The following is a 14,762-nucleotide window of genomic DNA, read 5'->3' as shown; positions in this document are numbered from 1 at the left end:
GGTCCAGCAGCGGCTTGGTGATGGCTCCCAGACCGGGGCCGATTTCGATGACCACATCGTCCGGCTGCGGGTTGACCGCATGCACGATGTTTTCAATCACGCTGGCGTCTTGCAGGAAGTTCTGGCCAAAGCGTTTGCGGGGAATATGTTGGCTCATGGAAGCTCTTGATAAGTAATGGCCGAATTGTAAACCCTCAGGTGCAGCCAGCGCCAACCCCTTGTTTCCACTCAGGCCAATGCCACCACGCCCCAGGCCAGCACCAGATAACGCGCCGCCTTGCCCAGGGTCAGCCAGCACAGGCTGGCAGTCCACGGCAAACGCAGCCAGCCGGCGGCCAGCGGCAGGGCATCACCAATCACCGGCACCCAGGACAGCACCAGCACCGCGGGGCCATAGCGTTCAAACCAGCGTTCCAGCCTTGGTGACAGTTCCTTGCGCGGAGCGCGGTAGCCCAGCCACAGGCTGGTGGCGCTGCCTGCGGTGTTGGCCACAGTGGCCAGCAGCAGGGCCGGCCACAGCCAGTCCGGCCATTTGTACAGAAAAGCCGCCAGAACCAGTTCGGAATTGCCGGGCAGAATGGTGGCGGAGGTGAACGCGGAAAGCACCAGCCCGCCCAGCGCCAGCCACACAGCCTGCATCAGATGTCCAGCTCCAGATCAGGCTGGCCACACGCCTCGGCAATGGCCGTTTTCAGTGTGCTGAAGAATTCGGCACCGTCACGGGTGGCCAGCCACTGGCCGTCCTTGCAGGCAAAGTGGTAGCCACCGCTTTTGGCGGCAATCCACAGTTCCTGATTGGCGGCATGGCGATTCACCACGATCTTGCCGCCGTCGTCGAATTCGATTTCCAGCACATTGCCATTGGTGACGAAGTCGGCATCCAGCCCAGCATCATCAATGGCATCTTCGATTCGGCTGAAAATGCGGTCGGTCACATCCAGAAATTCGCTTTCGTTCATGTCGTCTCTTCCTTGAATTGCGGTGTGCTAGACTGCCGATTTTGCCACATCGGACTACATTTCATGCTGCGAACCCTGCTTACCTGTGTTGCACTGAGTCTTGTCGTGACTGCCTGCGGCTACAAGGGCAACCTGTTTCTTCCCAAACAGCAGCCGGGTCATGCCCAGGCATCCGCTCCGGCGGCACAGGCCCGTCCGGCGCCGTAAAGTCCGGCTTTGCAGTTTTTTACCTGTCCGTTTGTTAAAACCGAAAAGGCAGGCACTACACTGCGCGGCCATTGATGCCGGCTTTGCCGTTTGCTTGCTATCGTTAGCAGACAAGCTGATTTGTCCACCTGATGAACACATCTAGAATGGGCTGCCCGAAGGACGAAAATCTGCCATGACCCGTTTTGCCCGCCATCTGGAACACCACACCATCGTCAACCCGTTTCCCGGCATCGTGAAGCTGGAAACGGCGCTGGGTCACCGTATCAAGACCCGTATCGGCTCGAATGAAAGCCTGCCCGACCCGGTATCGCCGCTGGCCGGTGAGCTGGGCAAGGCCCTGGCGGAAATGGCCAGACTGTATCCGGACCCGTACGCGCATGCGCTGCGCGAGCGCGCGGCAAGACTCAATGGCGTGAGCCCGGATGAAGTGCTGTTCGACACCGGTGCTGACAGCCTGATCCTGCTGGCACTGCGCCTGACCTGCAATCCGGGCGATGCCGTCGTCACCACCGCAGGCACCTATCCCACCTTCCGCTACTTTGCCGAAGGGGTAGGGGCCCGCGTGCTGGAAGTGCCGTATTGCCAGCGCGGTCAGCACTTGCAGCCCGACCTGGCACGGCTGGCGGAAGTAGCCCGCGCCGAGCATGCCTCGGTGCTGTATCTGGCCAACCCGGATAATCCCACCGGCCACTACTGGCAGGCAGAAGACATCCGCACCCTGCGTGCGGCGCTACCGCCACACACCCTGCTGCTGCTGGACGAAGCCTATGTCGACTTCTGTACCGATGCCGCTGATGCCCCGCCTGCCGGCATCCTGCCGCATACCCTGCGCCTGCGCACCCTGTCCAAGGCCTATGCGCTGGCCGGCCTGCGGGTAGGCTTTGCCATTGCCAGTGCCGACATCATTGCCAAGGCCGACCAGATCCGCCCGCAATACGCGCTGTCCAGCATTGCCCAGGCTGCGGCCCAGATTGTGCTGGACGACCCGGACTACTCGCGCAAGCTGGTGGCACAAACCATCACCCTGCGCCATCACCTCAGCCATGCCTTGTACGACCAGGGCCTGACGCCGCTGCCATCGCACACCAATTTTGTTTGCGTGGCCTACCCGGATGCCTTGCAGGCCGAGGCCATCCAGCGTCATCTGCTGCAAAGCGGGGTGGCCATCCACCGTCCGCAACACCCGGCGGTCCGCCACATGCTGCGCATCACCGCTCATCCGCAGGCCACCAGTGCGCGGGTGCTGGCCGCGCTGGCCGGTCAGCTGGACTAGTACCTGCACTGCCACCTGCCTTGACAGACCCCAGCCACCGCCAGCCGGTGGCTTTTTTGCACCCAGACCCAAGTAGGTTGCGCGACATGCCATCGCTTTCTACTAGCCCATTTCTTCGTCCTGCTGTGGAACCTTGGTGCCTGCGGGCCATCCATCCACATATCATAAATATTCCAGCAGGAGCACACCCATGCCGTTTACCGCTGAAGAACGCCAGCAACTGCTTGCCCTCAAGGGGGTTGGCCCCTCAGTCATCGCCCGCCTGGAACAGATCGGCTTCAGAAGTCTGAGTCAGTTGGCGGACCAGGACGCCGCCGACATCACCTGGCAAGTGGCGCAGGCAATTGGCTCCAGCTGTTGGCATAACAGCCCACAAGCACGGCAGGCCATTACCAGCATCATCACACTGGCGCGGGAACAGCTACCTCGCTCCACCCCCCGAAAGGAAGCAGAATGAAATTTGCCTACACCATTGTTTATGTAGCGGATGTCGCCGGTTCCCTGGCCTTTTTTGAGGAGGCATTCGGCTTCTCGCGCCGCTTTCTCACCCCGGAAGGGGACTATGGCGAGCTGGATACCGGCGACACCACCCTGTCTTTCGCCAGCAAGGCGCTGGCCCTGAGCAATCATCCGGCAGGCTTTCGCTTTGCCGATGAAGGTGCACTGCCGGTGGGGGTGGAAATCGCCCTGGCCACCGATGATGTGACCGCTGCACACCAGGCAGCACTGGCGGCCGGTGCCAGGGAGCTGGCGGCACCACAGGTCAAACCATGGGGCCAGACGGTGTCTTTCCTGCGTTGTCCGGATGGCATGCTGCTGGAGTTGTGCAGCCCGCTACCGCACTGAGCAGGACCCGAAGCCAGGCATCGGCCACCGCTCCGTCAGTTGCAGCCAGGCCACCGTCACGCAGTATCTGCCCGTCAAAATGCTTCAATTAAAGTGATGACGCTTGAAACCGGGCTGGCTTTGACGGATTCTCCCCGTCTATATTGACAGCTCGGGGACGAGATGGCGGAGAAATGGCATGAATCTAGAAGATGCCCTACTGCTGCATTTTGAAATGAAACTGCAATTGCGCATGGCCATGCTGGAAGGCAGAAAGCTGGACTGCGCACAGATAGCAGATGACTGCGGCTGCGAACTGGGCCGCTGGTTGCAGGAAGAAGGCCGAATCAACTGCTGCCACTATGCGGCCTACCAGCAACTGGTGGATAACCACCGCGAATTCCATCGGGAAGCGGCACGGGTGGCCGAACTCATCAACCGGGGAGAGTTTGATGCCGCCAGCGAAGCACTGGCGGTCGGGCCATCACACTACAGCCGCCTGTCGTCTGCAGTGGGCAGCGGCATTGCCGAACTGCGCAAGCGGCTGTTCCAGCAGTTCAGCCACTAGCAGCTAACTACGGGGCCAGTTGTGGTGCAGGCAATTGAATGATTTGCCAACTCTCCTGGCCTTTTGCGAAGAAATTGAGGATGGAATCCACCGAAACCGTCTGGATACGATCGTTATAACGCAATTCGTTAGGATGATCGTCAAACGCCACATTTGCCTTGAACATGCGGCCACCCAGTCGGGTCAGCGGGCCGAGATTCAATTCAGTCGGCTGATAACCCTTCAGTTTAAGCCACATTTGTGCCTGCTCGCGGCTATGAATACGCGTTTCCTGGGAACTGGCTGCCGCCAGCGTTTCCAATACCCAGCCATTAGAGTTCTGGTAACGGGTGGAAAAGGGGTAGGCGACCAGATTGTACTGCGTGCTATGTAGCGTACGTAGCACCTTGCCCGCCTGCAAACGTGGCAACAAGCGGTCGGCTAAAACAGGTGGCGGAACCAGCAGTACCGTATCGAAACGGTACATGTCATCCAGGAAGAAATTGCCCAGTCCTTCATACCACAAGTCAGAACGATCCGTTCCACAGTCGTTAAGCAAGTGTGCCACACGCCAGCGTCCACCGGTTTCCGGGCGGAACATGATGCCAAAATGGGTGTAGCGCAGCCCGTATTTTGACAAATCCTGCCCCATTCGCCCGACCACTACCACATTGCTGCCCACTTCATTGAGCCTGGTCTGTAGCTGTCCGGCAGCCTGCATGGCCAGCCGGAAGGTTTCCGGAGTCAACGGCTTTTCTTCACAGCTTTGGCCGGCATAAGCCAGCAAGGGCAGAAAAGAAACGGCAAGCAGCCAGCATTGCCTGCATGTTTTACGAAGGAACACGGCTATGCTCCAGTAAGGTTTCGCCCAACTTATTGGGGATGAAAGCCAGCACCTTGCCCGATACCACAAGCAAAGTGCCGCTGGCGATTGCACTAAGCTGCACCGTACTGCCTATGGCCACACCGGAAGCCTCCACCGAGCTGCGCGAAATTTCCACCAGTAGCTTGGCTCCACCATGCATCGATTCCAATGTCAGCCGGACCATATCTGCGGCGCCCTGGACCAGGCCAACAATGACATAGGCGCTGCCGGTAACTGCCAATACCGGACCCAGTACGGACTCACCCTTGCCTTGCGCACTGCCCTCGATACTGACTACCGGAGCCTCCAGAACCGAAATCGTACCTTGTGAAATTGTCTCGGATGCCGTGTTGGCTGATGAGTCCGCCAATGCAATCGTTGACATTCCGGCCAGCAAGCTGGCTACCACCATGTTGCGAACCATGATTGTTATCCTGCGGAAAAGGAGATTGGATACTCACATGCGGCACAAAAGCGTCACAAGCATCAGCTGCCTTGTAACAATGCCAGTAGCGCCTCGCCATCCAATATGGCGGCCAGGTCACCACCTTCCAGCAGGCTGTCGGCCAGTGCGCGTTTTTCCGCATGCAGGGCGACGATTTTCTCTTCGATGGTGTTTTCCGCCACCAGCCGGTACACGGTGACTGGCCGCTGCTGGCCCATGCGGTAGGCGCGGTCGCTGGCCTGGTCTTCCACCGCCGGGTTCCACCACGGGTCCAGGTGGATCACATAGTCGGCAGCGGTCAGGTTAAGCCCGGTGCCGCCGGCTTTCAGGCTGATCAGAAACACCTCGCCCTCGCCAGCCTGGAAGGCATCCATGCGCGTCTTGCGCTGCTTGCCCGGTGTGGCACCGTCCAGATACTGGTAGGCAATGCCTTGTTCATCCAGCCATTGCCGGGCCAGCGCCAGATGATCGACAAACTGGCTGAACACCAGCGCCTTGTGGCCGTTGTCCAGCAGCTCGGTCATCAACTGACAGAAAAAGGCAAACTTGCTGGCAGGCAGGGCGGTATCCGCTTGCAGCAAGGCAGGATGACAGCAGAAGCGGCGCAAGCGGGTGAGTTCGGCCAGCACCTGCATGGTTTTTTTGTCCTGACTGTCCACCTCGGCCAGCTTTTGCAAGGCCTGCTGGCGCATGGCCTCGTAGACATGCAGCTCCTGCTCGGACAGCGCAATGCGGCGGGTGATGTCGGTGCGCGGCGGCAGCTCGGTCAGCACCTCGGCCTTGGTGCGGCGTAACAGATAGGGCTGGATCAGCGCCTTGAGCGTGGCGCGGGCTTCTTCATCACCCTCGGCGATGGGTAGGGCAAAACGCTGCTGGAATTTGTCCTCATTGCCCAGCAAGCCGGGGGTGATGAAGCGGAACAGGCTCCACAACTCACCCAGATGGTTTTCCACCGGCGTGCCGCTGGCTGCCAGGCGGAAATCCGCCCGCAGGCCTTGTGCCGCCTGCGCACGTTTGGTACCCGCATTCTTGATGGCCTGCGCCTCGTCCAGCACCACGCTGGCCCAGTGCACGTCGGCAAAATCGTCCGCCTGCAATTGCAGCAGGCCGTAACTGGCAATGACCAGATCCTGCGGCCCGACTGTGGATAAGTCACGCTGCTGTTGATAAGGGCGCAAGCGCAGGCTGGGGGCGAAGCGGGTGGCTTCGGCCAGCCAGTTGAGCGCCACCGAGGTAGGGGCCACCACCAGTTGCGGGCCCAGATGCGCACGGCTGAGCAGCAAGGCCAGCGTCTGCACGGTCTTGCCCAGCCCCATGTCGTCGGCCAGGCAGGCCCCGGCACCGATATGCGCCAGCCGGGACAACCAGGCAAAGCCTTGCAGCTGATAAGGCCGCAAGCTGGCCTGCAGCGTGGTGGGGACTACGGGCTGATAATCCCGCAGACTGTCCCACCGCACCTGCAATTGCTGCCAGCCGGCATCGCCGTCTAACTGGCCGATGTCCTCACTCAGCCCGGCCAGCAAGGGGGCGGCCAGCAGGCTGAGGCGCAAGCCGTCAGCCACCGCGTGATCGGCCATCCGGGCCAATTGCTGCAAGCTGGCGTGCAGACTGTCGGAGAGTACCAGCCAGTCCTGCTCGGACAGGCGCAGGTACTGGCCGGGCTGATTGGCCAGCGCTTCCAGCAACTGACGTAGTTGCAACACACGGTCTTCATCCACCTGCACCTCACCAGTCACCTCCAGCCAGCCGTTCTTGCGTCTGGTTTTCAGCCGCAGCTGCGGCAAGCCGGCCTGGGCCTGAATGCGCATGCGCTGACCTTGCGGCCAGACACATTCCAGCCGCTGCGGGGCCATGGCCTGCAATTGCTGCAACTGCTGTACGACTTGCAAGGCCTGTTGCTGATTGGCCAGCAGCCATTGCAGCACGCCATCCGGGTCGGGCCTTGCTGCTGCCAGTGCCGGGCAATCCTCCAGCAAGGCCGCCAGCGCCTGTTTTTCCTCGCCCAGCTGACGCTGAAAGCGGATGGCCTGGCCCTGTTCCAGCGCCACCTGCTGCCATGGCCCGCGCCCCGGCGGATACCAGGCGGCCTGTTCCGCCACCCGGCAGCGCAGTTGCAGGCGCAGTCCCTCGGGCAGCGGGGTGAGCACGGCAAACAAGCGGGGGTCGGCCGGCATGGCGGGCAGGTCGGCACCATCATCCGTCTCCACCAGTTCCACCGGCAGCCACGGCACCATGTCGCCAATGGCTTCCAGCAGCTTTTTGCGCGCCGCCAGCGGCACAGTCAGGCGGTGACCGAGCAAGGCAGCCAGCTGGCGGATTTCCGGCCCCGGCCAGTACACCAGCAGGCTGTTTGGCCCGCTGCGCTGCCACAGGCAATGCTGGCAGGCGGCAATGCCGGGCGGACTCAGTTGCAGCACCATCTGCTGTTGCTGGCGCTGCAGCAGCAGGCTGATCTGGCCCGCTTCCAGCGTGACCGGCTGATCGGGCTGTTCTTCCCAGAACAGGGCCGGGTGGCCCAGCAGCAAAGGCAGGGCGGCTTCGCCTTCCAGCTCGGCCAGGCTGCTGCCATCGGCCAGCTGATGGGTACGCTCAAGCTGGCTGATTACCAGCCGGTCCTGCGCGCTCAGCCAGTCCCACTGCGCGGCCTGATCCAGCAAGCGCCCCAGTGGCAGCACACGGCCACGGCTCCAGCCAGCGTCTTCTGGTTGCTGGATGCAGGGGGTAAGGCGGATACCGGCTTCATTGGCCAGAATGCGCCAGGCCAGGCGCTGGGGGGAGGTGATATTCATCAGCAGGGAAACGGAAAACAGCGGTTTGTTTGGGCTGGGCTATTGTGCCTGAGACCTGCTGTTGATGGCAGTTTGCCAAGCGGCGCGGACAAACAAAAACCGCCCACCAAGGGTGGACGGTTGGGCTGTCGGGCGCTTGCAAAGCAGCGGCCCTTTGCAGATGAGACCTGCGCTCAGATGCGCGCCAGCGCGCGGCGGGCGGCGGCGATGGTCTGTTCGATGATTTCGTCGGTATGGGCAATGGAGACAAAACCGGCTTCGTAAGCCGACGGGGCCAGGTACACGCCTTCTTCCAGCATGGCGTGGAAGAAGCGGTTGAAGCGTTCGCGGTCCGAGGCCGTCACCTGGGCATAGCTGGTGGGTACGGCATCGCAGAAGTAGATGCCGAACATGCCGCCGACGCTGTCGGTGACCATGCTCACACCTGCTTCTTTGGCGGCTTCAGCCAGGCCCTCGGCCAGACGGGCGGTGCGGCGGCTCAGGGTGGCGTGGAAGCCCGGCTCCTGGATCAACTTCAGCGTGGTGAGGCCGGCAGCCACGGCCACCGGGTTACCGGACAGGGTGCCAGCCTGATACACATTACCCAGCGGCGAGATGCAGCCCATGATGTCGGCACGGCCACCAAAAGCCGCCAGCGGCATGCCGCCACCAATCACCTTGCCCAGCGTGGTGAGGTCTGGCTTGACGCCATGCAGGGCCTGGGCGCAGCCCAGATCAACACGGAAACCAGTCATCACTTCGTCGTAGATCAGCACCGTGCCGTGCTTTTCGGTCAGCGCGCGCAGGGCGTGCACAAACTCTGCCGACGGCTTGATCAGGTTCATGTTGCCGGCAATCGGCTCCAGGATGACGCAGGCGATCTGGTCGCCGATTTCCTTGAAGGTGCGTTCCAGCTGTTCGACATTGTTGTACTCCAGCACCAGGGTGTGCTTGGTAAAATCCGCCGGAACACCACCGGAAGAAGGATTACCAAAAGTCAGCAGGCCGGAACCGGCCTTCACCAGCAGGCTGTCGGAGTGGCCGTGGTAGCAGCCTTCAAACTTGACGATGGCGTCGCGGCCGGTAAAGCCACGCGCCAGACGGATGGCGCTCATGGTGGCTTCGGTGCCGGAAGACACCAGGCGTACTTGCTCCACCGAGGGCAGCAGCTTGCAGATTTCCTCGGCAATCTCGATTTCCGCTTCGGTGGGCGCGCCAAAGGACAGGCCATCCACCGCCACATCCTGCACCGCCTTGATCACGGTGGGGTGGGCGTGGCCAACAATGGCCGGGCCCCAGGAGCCGATGTAGTCGATGTACTGTTTGTCGTCGGCATCCCAGAAGTGTGCGCCCAGCGCCTTTTTCACAAAGCGCGGCGTGCCGCCCACCGAGCCGAAGGCCCGTACCGGCGAATTGACGCCGCCGGGGATGGTTTTCTTGCCACGTTCAAACAGTTCGAGATTGCGGGACATGCTGTTTCCTTATGACGGGTAGGGCGCAAACCAGCCTGGTTTGCTGCCGGAATCGGGTTTGCCAGTGGTGCAGGGCATGTACCGTGCGGTATCCATGCTGGCGAAAGCGTTATTTTTCCACAGCCGGGCTGGCCAGTGTTGGCATTTCAGCGCTGCGGCCAGCTGTTGTAGGGCTTCTTGGACAGATAGGCATTGGTATAACGCCCGTCTTCGGTGACTTCCGCCCCCACCCAGTCCGGCTTGGCAAACGGGGTGTCTTCCGCTGGCAGCTCAATTTCCGCCAGCACCAGCCCGGCGTTGTCGCCAAAGAACTCGTCTACTTCCCAGACAAAGCCGCCAAACTCGATACGGTGACGCAGCTTGTCCACCACCATCGGGCACATGGCGTCCATGATGGTTTGGGCATCCGCCAGCGGAATGGTGTATTCGAATTCGTGGCGGCTGATGTCGCTGATATTGCCCTTGAGGGTGAGCCAGGCCTGATCGCCCACAATGCGCACCCGCACGGTGCGTTCCTTTTCTACCGACAGATAACCCTGACGGTATTGCACGCCTGCGGCCAGGCCGCGCCAGCCATCATTGGCAATGACAAAACGGCGTTCGATTTCCAGTCCCATGCTTGATTTCCAGTTGCGGGCGCATCGCCCGGCTCAGTGTGAGCCAAATAAATTCAGAAGGGTTTGACCACCACCAGGATGACCACCGCACACAGCGCCAGCACCGGGATTTCATTGAAATAGCGGTACCACACATGGCTGTGGCGATTGGCCCCGGCAACAAAGTCGCGGTACAGCTTGCCGCAGTACAGGTGATAGGCAATCAGCAGCGCCACCAGGGTGAGCTTGGCATGCAGCCAGCCACCGCCAATGCCAAAGCCCAGCCACAGCACAAGGCCCAGTGCCAGTGCCAGCACCGCCAGCGGGGTGGTAAAGCGGTACAGCTTGCGCGCCATCAGCAGCAGACGGTCGTATTCTGCCCCTGGCGCAACCATGGCCAGGTTGACGAAAATGCGCGGCAGGTAGAACAGCCCGGCAAACCACGAGGTAACAAAAATGATGTGAAAAGCCTTCAGATACAGGTAAGCCAATGCAGACTCCATTCAGGCGATTGCCGGTTGCTGTTTCACGTGAAACAGCGTGCTCAACCGCGTTTTGCTTGCAGATACAAGGGCATCACTTGCGGGATATGCGCCTGCAAGTCGCTGATGCGCGTCGGCCCGGACGGGTGGGTGGAGAGGAATTCCGGCCCGCTGCCGCCACCGGCACTCATCATCTTGTTCCACACATTGACGGCGGCATTGGGGTTGTAACCGGCACGTGCCATCAGCTCCAGGCCAATGATGTCGGCCTCGGACTCCATGGTACGGCTGTGCGGCTTGCTCAGGGCGACATCCGTCACCATGCCGGCCAGATTGAGCTGGCTCTGGTTCAGCCCGGCCAGCGTTCCCACCAGTGACAGACCCATTTGCTGGGCATAAGCCTGACTGAGCATTTCACGACTGTGTTCGCGCAGTGCGTGGGCAATTTCATGGCCGATCACCGCCGACATTTCGTCATCCGTCAGTTGCAAGCGGGTTACCAGGCCGGAATACACCATGATCTTGCCGCCAGCCATGGCGTAGGCGTTCAGCTCCGGCGTCTGCGCCACATTCACTTCCCACTTCCAGTTGGCGGCATCCGGACGGAATACCGGCGTCTGGGCAATCAGCCGCTGCGACACCCGTTTTACCCGGGCAGTCAGTACCTTGTCGGTATTGAGCTTGCCGGCACTGCGCGCCTGGCCGACTTGTGCGGCATAGGATTTGGCCGAGGACTGCTCCACCTCCTGCGCGCTGAGCAACATGCTCTGGCTACGGTTGATCCCCACCGCACCGCTATTGGTGGTGTTGACCTGGGCACAGCCCACCAGTGCCAGCAGTAGCGCCGCGTGGGAAAAGACTTTTCTGCAAACTTGATTCATGCCACATTCCTTGCCACGGCCTTGGGCCGTGAGTGCATGCGTGCCGCCAGCTCAGATTTCCACCATTTCGAAATCGTCCTTGCGGGCATCGCAATCGGGACAGGTCCAGTTGGGCGGGACATCTTCCCACGGAGTTCCCGGCGCGATGCCGTCTTCCGGCCGCCCGGCTTCTTCGTCGTAGATGAAACCGCAAATCAGACACATCCAGGTGCGCATACGTTTATTCCAAGCTCGGTTAAAATAGGCATTCTAATTGCTGCCGCACGATCTGACCAAAGAGGTTACCGCCTTGTCCACATTGCCCCCTCCACCAGCAGTACTCACCCTGGCTGGTTCCGACCCTTCCGGCGGCGCCGGTATCCAGGCCGACATTCTCACCCTGGCCAGCCTGGGTTGCCACCCCTTGTCCGTGATTACCGCCATCACCGTGCAGGACACGGTGGGCGTGGACGACTTCATGGTGCTGGATGCCGACATGGTGAACGACCAGGCGCGCTTCCTGCTGGAAGACATCCCGGTGCTGGTGTTCAAGATCGGCATGCTGGGCAGCGTGGAAAACGTGGCCGTGGTGGCACAACTGATTGCCGACTATCCGGACGTGCCGGTGGTGCTGGACCCGGTATTGCGCAGCGGTGGCGGCCACGAACTGGCCGATGACGACCTGATTGCCGCCATGCGCGACTTGCTGATTCCGCAGGTATCCATCATCACCCCCAACAGCATGGAAGCCCGCCGGCTGGCGATGAACGACCCGGACGAGGACGAGGAACTGAGCCTGGACGAGTGTGCCAAACGGCTGCTGGCACTGGGCTGCCCGCATGTATTGATTACCGGCACGCATGAAAATACCAAAGAAGTCATAAACAGTCTGTACAGTCCCAATGGCGTGGTGCGCGCCGACCGCTGGGAACGCTTGCCCGGCAGCTATCACGGCTCGGGCTGCACGCTGGCCTCGGCCATTGCCGGCATGCTGGCCACCGGGCTGATGCTGCCCGAAGCGGTGCGCGAAGCACAGGAATATACCTATCAAAGCCTGGTGGCGGGTTTCCGCCCCGGCATGGGCCAATACATCCCGGACCGGATGTTCTGGGCCCGCGAAGACGAAGGAGCAGAGGGTGACAGTGATTAAGGGCTTGTATGCGGTATCGCCGGAGGCAGAAGACAGCGAGCAATTGCTGGCCAAGGTCAGCCGCGTGCTGGATAACGGCGTGGCCATCCTGCAATACCGCAACAAGAGCGACAACACCGTACGCCGCCTGCGTCAGGCCAGCTTGCTGGCCAGCCTGTGCAAGAGCCGCCAGGTGCTGTTCCTGATCAACGACGACGTCACCCTGGCACGCGCGGTACAGGCCGATGGCGTGCACCTGGGCAAGACCGATGGCTCGGTGGCCGACGCCCGTGCCGTACTGGGCGCGGATGCCATCATCGGCGTGTCCTGCTACAACGACATCCGCCTGGCCGAGCAGGCCGCGCGTGACGGTGCCAGCTATGTGGCTTTTGGCGCGGTGTTTCCTTCCCGTACCAAACCGCATGCCGTGGCAGCACCGCTGTCGCTGTTTGCCGAAGCAAAAAAGCTGGGCCTGCCATCGGTCGCCATTGGCGGCATCACTCCGGAAAATGCGGCTGAAGTGGTGGCCGCCGGCGCCAGTGCCATTGCAGTGATTGGCGGCCTGTTCGACGCCCCCGACCCCGCCGCCGCCGCCCGTCAGATGGCGGCCTTGTTCGACTGAAGCCGTTCCCTGCTGTCAGCCCCCTCAAACCGCAGTTCAAGCAGCCGTCAGGAGTGATGATGATTGATTTTGCTTTCGCACCGGCCTGCGCGGCCGATTTCGATGCCTTGCTGGCACTGCGTCTGCGGGCCTTGCGGGTGAGTCTGGAAGCACTGGGACGTTACGATCCGGTGCGGGCCCGCCAGCGCTTTGCCGATCATTTCCAGCCGGAATACTGTCGTCACATCGTCGTGAATGGCCAGCGTGTCGGCTGTGTTTCTCTCAAGCCAGCCGAAGATGGCCTGCTGATCGACCAGTTCTATCTGCAACCGTCCTGGCATGGCCGTGGGCTTGGCAGCCAGGTATTGCAGGCCTTGCTGGCCGAAGCCGACGAGCAGGGCCTGCCGGTGCAGGTGGAAGTGCTGAAAGGCAGCCGCGCCAATGGTTTTTACCAGCGGCAGGGCTTTGTGCTGCAAGCGGGCGGACAGTACGACAATTATTACCAGCGTCCAGCCTGTGTGGCGGCCTGAATCATTTTTCCAGCATTAGCACCCACCTCCCGGCCACCAGCCGGGAGGCTTATCTGACATCCCCACCCAGGGTCTTGAACAGTGCCACCAGGTTTTCTGCCTGCGCTTGCCGTGATGCCAGCCAGGCTTCGCGCTGCTGTGCCTCGGCCTGTTGTTGCGCCAATACCTCGGTTTGCGCTGCTTCGCCCACCCGGAAGCGCTGGCGGGCAATCTCCAGCTGCCGTCCGGCAAGCTGCAGGGCGCTTTGCAGCGCCTGTTGCCGCTGAGCCTCCTGCTGATAGCGCAGCAAGGCGGTTTCGGTATCGGCCAGCGCCGCCAGCACTTTTTGCCGATACACCGCCAGCGCTGCATCCCGCGCCGCTTCACGTGCTGTCACCTGGTTTTTCAGCCGTCCACCGGTAAACAGGGGCAGGCTCAGTTGCGGGCCGACATTCCAGAAACGACTGGCCGCGGCAGTGAGACTGCCTTCGTGGATGGAATCCCAGCCGCCACTGCCCACCAGCACCAGCCGCGGGTATTGCTCGGCCACTGCCACGCCGATATCGGCCGTGGCGGCCGCCAGTTCGCGCTCGGCCTGACGGATATCCGGCCGCCGCCGCAACAAGTCAGCCGGCATGCCCACCGGTGCCTGCGTGAGCGTGGCAGGAACAGGCCGCTCCGCTGCCAGCGTGGCCAGCAACTGGGCCTGGGTCTGGCCCAGCAATACGCTGAGGGCGGCCACGGCGGCACCTTGTGCAGTTTGCAGCGCTGGCAGCGCCGCTTGCAGGCTGGCTACAGCCGCACTGGCCTGGTTCAGCTCGCTGTCGGAAATCTCCCCAGCCTGACGTTGCAGCGCAATCAAGCGCAGGTTTTCCCGCGCTGCGGCCAGCTGGGCTTGCAGATTGTGCTGGCGTGCCACCCAGCCACGGTAATCAATCACATTGCGTGCCACTTCCGCCGCCACCCGCAGCGCCACATCGGCCTGCTGTTCCTGCATGCTGTCCAGCCGTGCGCTGGCAGCTTCGCGGCTGCGCGCGGTATAGCCGAACAGGTCGATTTCCCAGCTGGCATCCAGTTGCAGGCGCTGGTCGTTAAAGCCGGTGCGCGGATTGGCAAACGGGATATTGGCAAAATTTTCGCTATTGCGGCTGAACTGGTCGCGCCCGCTGCGCGCACCGGCATTCAGCTGCGGCCACAGCGCACTGTCCACCACACCCAGGC

20 protein-coding genes are annotated in these 14,762 nt (G+C 61.7%); 8 read left to right on the top strand and 12 right to left on the bottom strand.

Going from position 1 to position 14,762, the window contains the following annotated elements:
• The 3 genes from JHD62_RS19470 to cyaY form a co-directional block, all read right to left on the bottom strand.
• Window positions 1-157, bottom strand: a 157-nt coding sequence (locus JHD62_RS19470; protein ID WP_304506261.1) for an rRNA adenine N-6-methyltransferase family protein, incomplete at its 3' end; no start/stop codon positions are given.
• A gap of 71 nt (window positions 158-228) precedes the next feature.
• On the bottom strand, window positions 229-639 hold the full coding sequence (locus tag JHD62_RS19465; RefSeq protein WP_199104272.1) for a YqaA family protein: 411 nt from the start codon (window positions 637-639) through the stop codon (window positions 229-231).
• A complete protein-coding gene (gene cyaY, locus JHD62_RS19460; RefSeq protein WP_199104271.1) occupies window positions 639-959 on the bottom strand; it encodes an iron donor protein CyaY in 321 nt (106 codons plus the stop codon). Before cyaY ends, JHD62_RS19465 begins: the two co-directional genes overlap by 1 nt.
• Before the next feature lie 63 nt (window positions 960-1,022).
• Here cyaY and JHD62_RS19455 point away from each other — a divergent pair, with 63 nt between their 5' ends.
• The 5 genes from JHD62_RS19455 to JHD62_RS19435 all read left to right on the top strand — a co-directional run bounded on the left by JHD62_RS19455 (window position 1,023) and on the right by JHD62_RS19435 (window position 3,835).
• Window positions 1,023-1,166, top strand: coding sequence for a lipoprotein (locus JHD62_RS19455; RefSeq protein WP_162531908.1), 144 nt, complete (start codon window positions 1,023-1,025; stop codon window positions 1,164-1,166).
• A 175-nt stretch (window positions 1,167-1,341) separates the two neighbouring features.
• Window positions 1,342-2,442, top strand: coding sequence for a histidinol-phosphate transaminase (locus JHD62_RS19450; protein WP_045845907.1), 1,101 nt, complete (start codon window positions 1,342-1,344; stop codon window positions 2,440-2,442).
• A 190-nt stretch (window positions 2,443-2,632) separates the two neighbouring features.
• Window positions 2,633-2,899, top strand: a complete 267-nt coding sequence (locus JHD62_RS19445) for a recombinase RecA (RefSeq protein ID WP_199104270.1) — start codon at window positions 2,633-2,635, stop codon at window positions 2,897-2,899.
• Entirely contained in the window at window positions 2,896-3,288 is a 393-nt protein-coding gene (locus JHD62_RS19440) for a VOC family protein (RefSeq protein WP_199104269.1), read from the top strand. Before JHD62_RS19445 ends, JHD62_RS19440 begins: the two co-directional genes overlap by 4 nt.
• A gap of 178 nt (window positions 3,289-3,466) precedes the next feature.
• Complete coding sequence (locus JHD62_RS19435) at window positions 3,467-3,835, top strand: CZB domain-containing protein (RefSeq protein WP_062788980.1); 369 nt, start codon at window positions 3,467-3,469, stop codon at window positions 3,833-3,835.
• 7 nt (window positions 3,836-3,842) lie between these two features.
• Here JHD62_RS19435 and JHD62_RS19430 read toward each other — a convergent pair whose 3' ends face one another.
• The 8 genes from JHD62_RS19430 to JHD62_RS19395 form a co-directional block, all read right to left on the bottom strand.
• Complete coding sequence (locus tag JHD62_RS19430; RefSeq protein ID WP_233161104.1) at window positions 3,843-4,562, bottom strand: DUF2145 domain-containing protein; 720 nt, start codon at window positions 4,560-4,562, stop codon at window positions 3,843-3,845.
• An 82-nt stretch (window positions 4,563-4,644) separates the two neighbouring features.
• Entirely contained in the window at window positions 4,645-5,103 is a 459-nt protein-coding gene (locus JHD62_RS19425; protein ID WP_199104268.1) for a hypothetical protein, read from the bottom strand.
• A 62-nt stretch (window positions 5,104-5,165) separates the two neighbouring features.
• Complete coding sequence (locus tag JHD62_RS19420) at window positions 5,166-7,913, bottom strand: DEAD/DEAH box helicase (protein WP_199104267.1); 2,748 nt, start codon at window positions 7,911-7,913, stop codon at window positions 5,166-5,168.
• Window positions 7,914-8,086: 173 nt separating this feature from the next.
• Window positions 8,087-9,364 (bottom strand): glutamate-1-semialdehyde 2,1-aminomutase, encoded by a 1,278-nt coding sequence (hemL, locus tag JHD62_RS19415; RefSeq protein ID WP_062788976.1) that lies wholly within the window; start codon window positions 9,362-9,364, stop codon window positions 8,087-8,089.
• Between the two features lie 146 nt (window positions 9,365-9,510).
• Window positions 9,511-9,981, bottom strand: coding sequence for a CYTH domain-containing protein (locus tag JHD62_RS19410; protein WP_199104266.1), 471 nt, complete (start codon window positions 9,979-9,981; stop codon window positions 9,511-9,513).
• Window positions 9,982-10,034: 53 nt separating this feature from the next.
• Entirely contained in the window at window positions 10,035-10,451 is a 417-nt protein-coding gene (locus tag JHD62_RS19405) for a CopD family protein (RefSeq protein WP_233161103.1), read from the bottom strand.
• Between the two features lie 53 nt (window positions 10,452-10,504).
• Window positions 10,505-11,323: a M48 family metallopeptidase gene (locus tag JHD62_RS19400; protein ID WP_199104264.1), complete on the bottom strand. Its 819-nt coding sequence runs from the start codon at window positions 11,321-11,323 to the stop codon at window positions 10,505-10,507.
• A gap of 51 nt (window positions 11,324-11,374) precedes the next feature.
• Window positions 11,375-11,539 carry a rubredoxin gene (locus JHD62_RS19395; protein WP_045845915.1) on the bottom strand — a complete coding sequence of 55 codons (165 nt, stop codon included), beginning with the start codon at window positions 11,537-11,539 and terminating at the stop codon, window positions 11,375-11,377.
• Between the two features lie 73 nt (window positions 11,540-11,612).
• On the opposite strand from JHD62_RS19395, the gene JHD62_RS19390 reads away from it, so the two are divergent.
• The 3 genes from JHD62_RS19390 to JHD62_RS19380 are packed head-to-tail and all read left to right on the top strand — an operon-like array spanning window position 11,613 to window position 13,562.
• Window positions 11,613-12,452, top strand: coding sequence for a hydroxymethylpyrimidine/phosphomethylpyrimidine kinase (locus tag JHD62_RS19390; protein WP_199104263.1), 840 nt, complete (start codon window positions 11,613-11,615; stop codon window positions 12,450-12,452).
• Window positions 12,439-13,053: a thiamine phosphate synthase gene (thiE, locus tag JHD62_RS19385; RefSeq protein ID WP_045845916.1), complete on the top strand. Its 615-nt coding sequence runs from the start codon at window positions 12,439-12,441 to the stop codon at window positions 13,051-13,053. Before JHD62_RS19390 ends, thiE begins: the two co-directional genes overlap by 14 nt.
• A 59-nt stretch (window positions 13,054-13,112) precedes the next feature.
• Window positions 13,113-13,562, top strand: a complete 450-nt coding sequence (locus JHD62_RS19380; protein WP_199104262.1) for a GNAT family N-acetyltransferase — start codon at window positions 13,113-13,115, stop codon at window positions 13,560-13,562.
• Window positions 13,563-13,611: 49 nt separating this feature from the next.
• Here the strand turns inward: JHD62_RS19380 and JHD62_RS19375 are convergent.
• On the bottom strand, window positions 13,612-14,762 hold a 1,151-nt coding region (locus JHD62_RS19375), incomplete at its 5' end, for an efflux transporter outer membrane subunit (RefSeq protein ID WP_199104261.1).

The sequence above is a fragment of the Aquitalea sp. ASV11 genome, assembly GCF_016429185.1.
Classification (GTDB): Bacteria; Pseudomonadota; Gammaproteobacteria; order Burkholderiales; family Chromobacteriaceae; genus Aquitalea; species Aquitalea pelogenes.
Note: the sequence above shows the minus strand (reverse complement) of the source record. Positions and strands in the feature narration are given on the sequence as shown.

Bases quoted from the DNA above. Each gene is read 5' to 3' on its own strand.
- JHD62_RS19465 (WP_199104272.1), bottom strand. From the start codon at position 639: ATGCAGGCTGTGTGGCTGGCGCTGGGCGGGCTGGTGCTTTCCGCGTTC.
- cyaY (WP_199104271.1), bottom strand. From the start codon at position 959: ATGAACGAAAGCGAATTTCTGGATGTGACCGACCGCATTTTCAGCCGA.
- JHD62_RS19455 (WP_162531908.1), top strand. From the start codon at position 1,023: ATGCTGCGAACCCTGCTTACCTGTGTTGCACTGAGTCTTGTCGTGACT.
- JHD62_RS19450 (WP_045845907.1), top strand. From the start codon at position 1,342: ATGACCCGTTTTGCCCGCCATCTGGAACACCACACCATCGTCAACCCG.
- JHD62_RS19445 (WP_199104270.1), top strand. From the start codon at position 2,633: ATGCCGTTTACCGCTGAAGAACGCCAGCAACTGCTTGCCCTCAAGGGG.
- JHD62_RS19440 (WP_199104269.1), top strand. From the start codon at position 2,896: ATGAAATTTGCCTACACCATTGTTTATGTAGCGGATGTCGCCGGTTCC.
- JHD62_RS19435 (WP_062788980.1), top strand. From the start codon at position 3,467: ATGAATCTAGAAGATGCCCTACTGCTGCATTTTGAAATGAAACTGCAA.
- JHD62_RS19425 (WP_199104268.1), bottom strand. From the start codon at position 5,103: ATGGTTCGCAACATGGTGGTAGCCAGCTTGCTGGCCGGAATGTCAACG.
- JHD62_RS19420 (WP_199104267.1), bottom strand. From the start codon at position 7,913: ATGAATATCACCTCCCCCCAGCGCCTGGCCTGGCGCATTCTGGCCAAT.
- hemL (WP_062788976.1), bottom strand. From the start codon at position 9,364: ATGTCCCGCAATCTCGAACTGTTTGAACGTGGCAAGAAAACCATCCCC.
- JHD62_RS19410 (WP_199104266.1), bottom strand. From the start codon at position 9,981: ATGGGACTGGAAATCGAACGCCGTTTTGTCATTGCCAATGATGGCTGG.
- JHD62_RS19400 (WP_199104264.1), bottom strand. From the start codon at position 11,323: ATGAATCAAGTTTGCAGAAAAGTCTTTTCCCACGCGGCGCTACTGCTG.
- JHD62_RS19395 (WP_045845915.1), bottom strand. From the start codon at position 11,539: ATGCGCACCTGGATGTGTCTGATTTGCGGTTTCATCTACGACGAAGAA.
- JHD62_RS19380 (WP_199104262.1), top strand. From the start codon at position 13,113: ATGATTGATTTTGCTTTCGCACCGGCCTGCGCGGCCGATTTCGATGCC.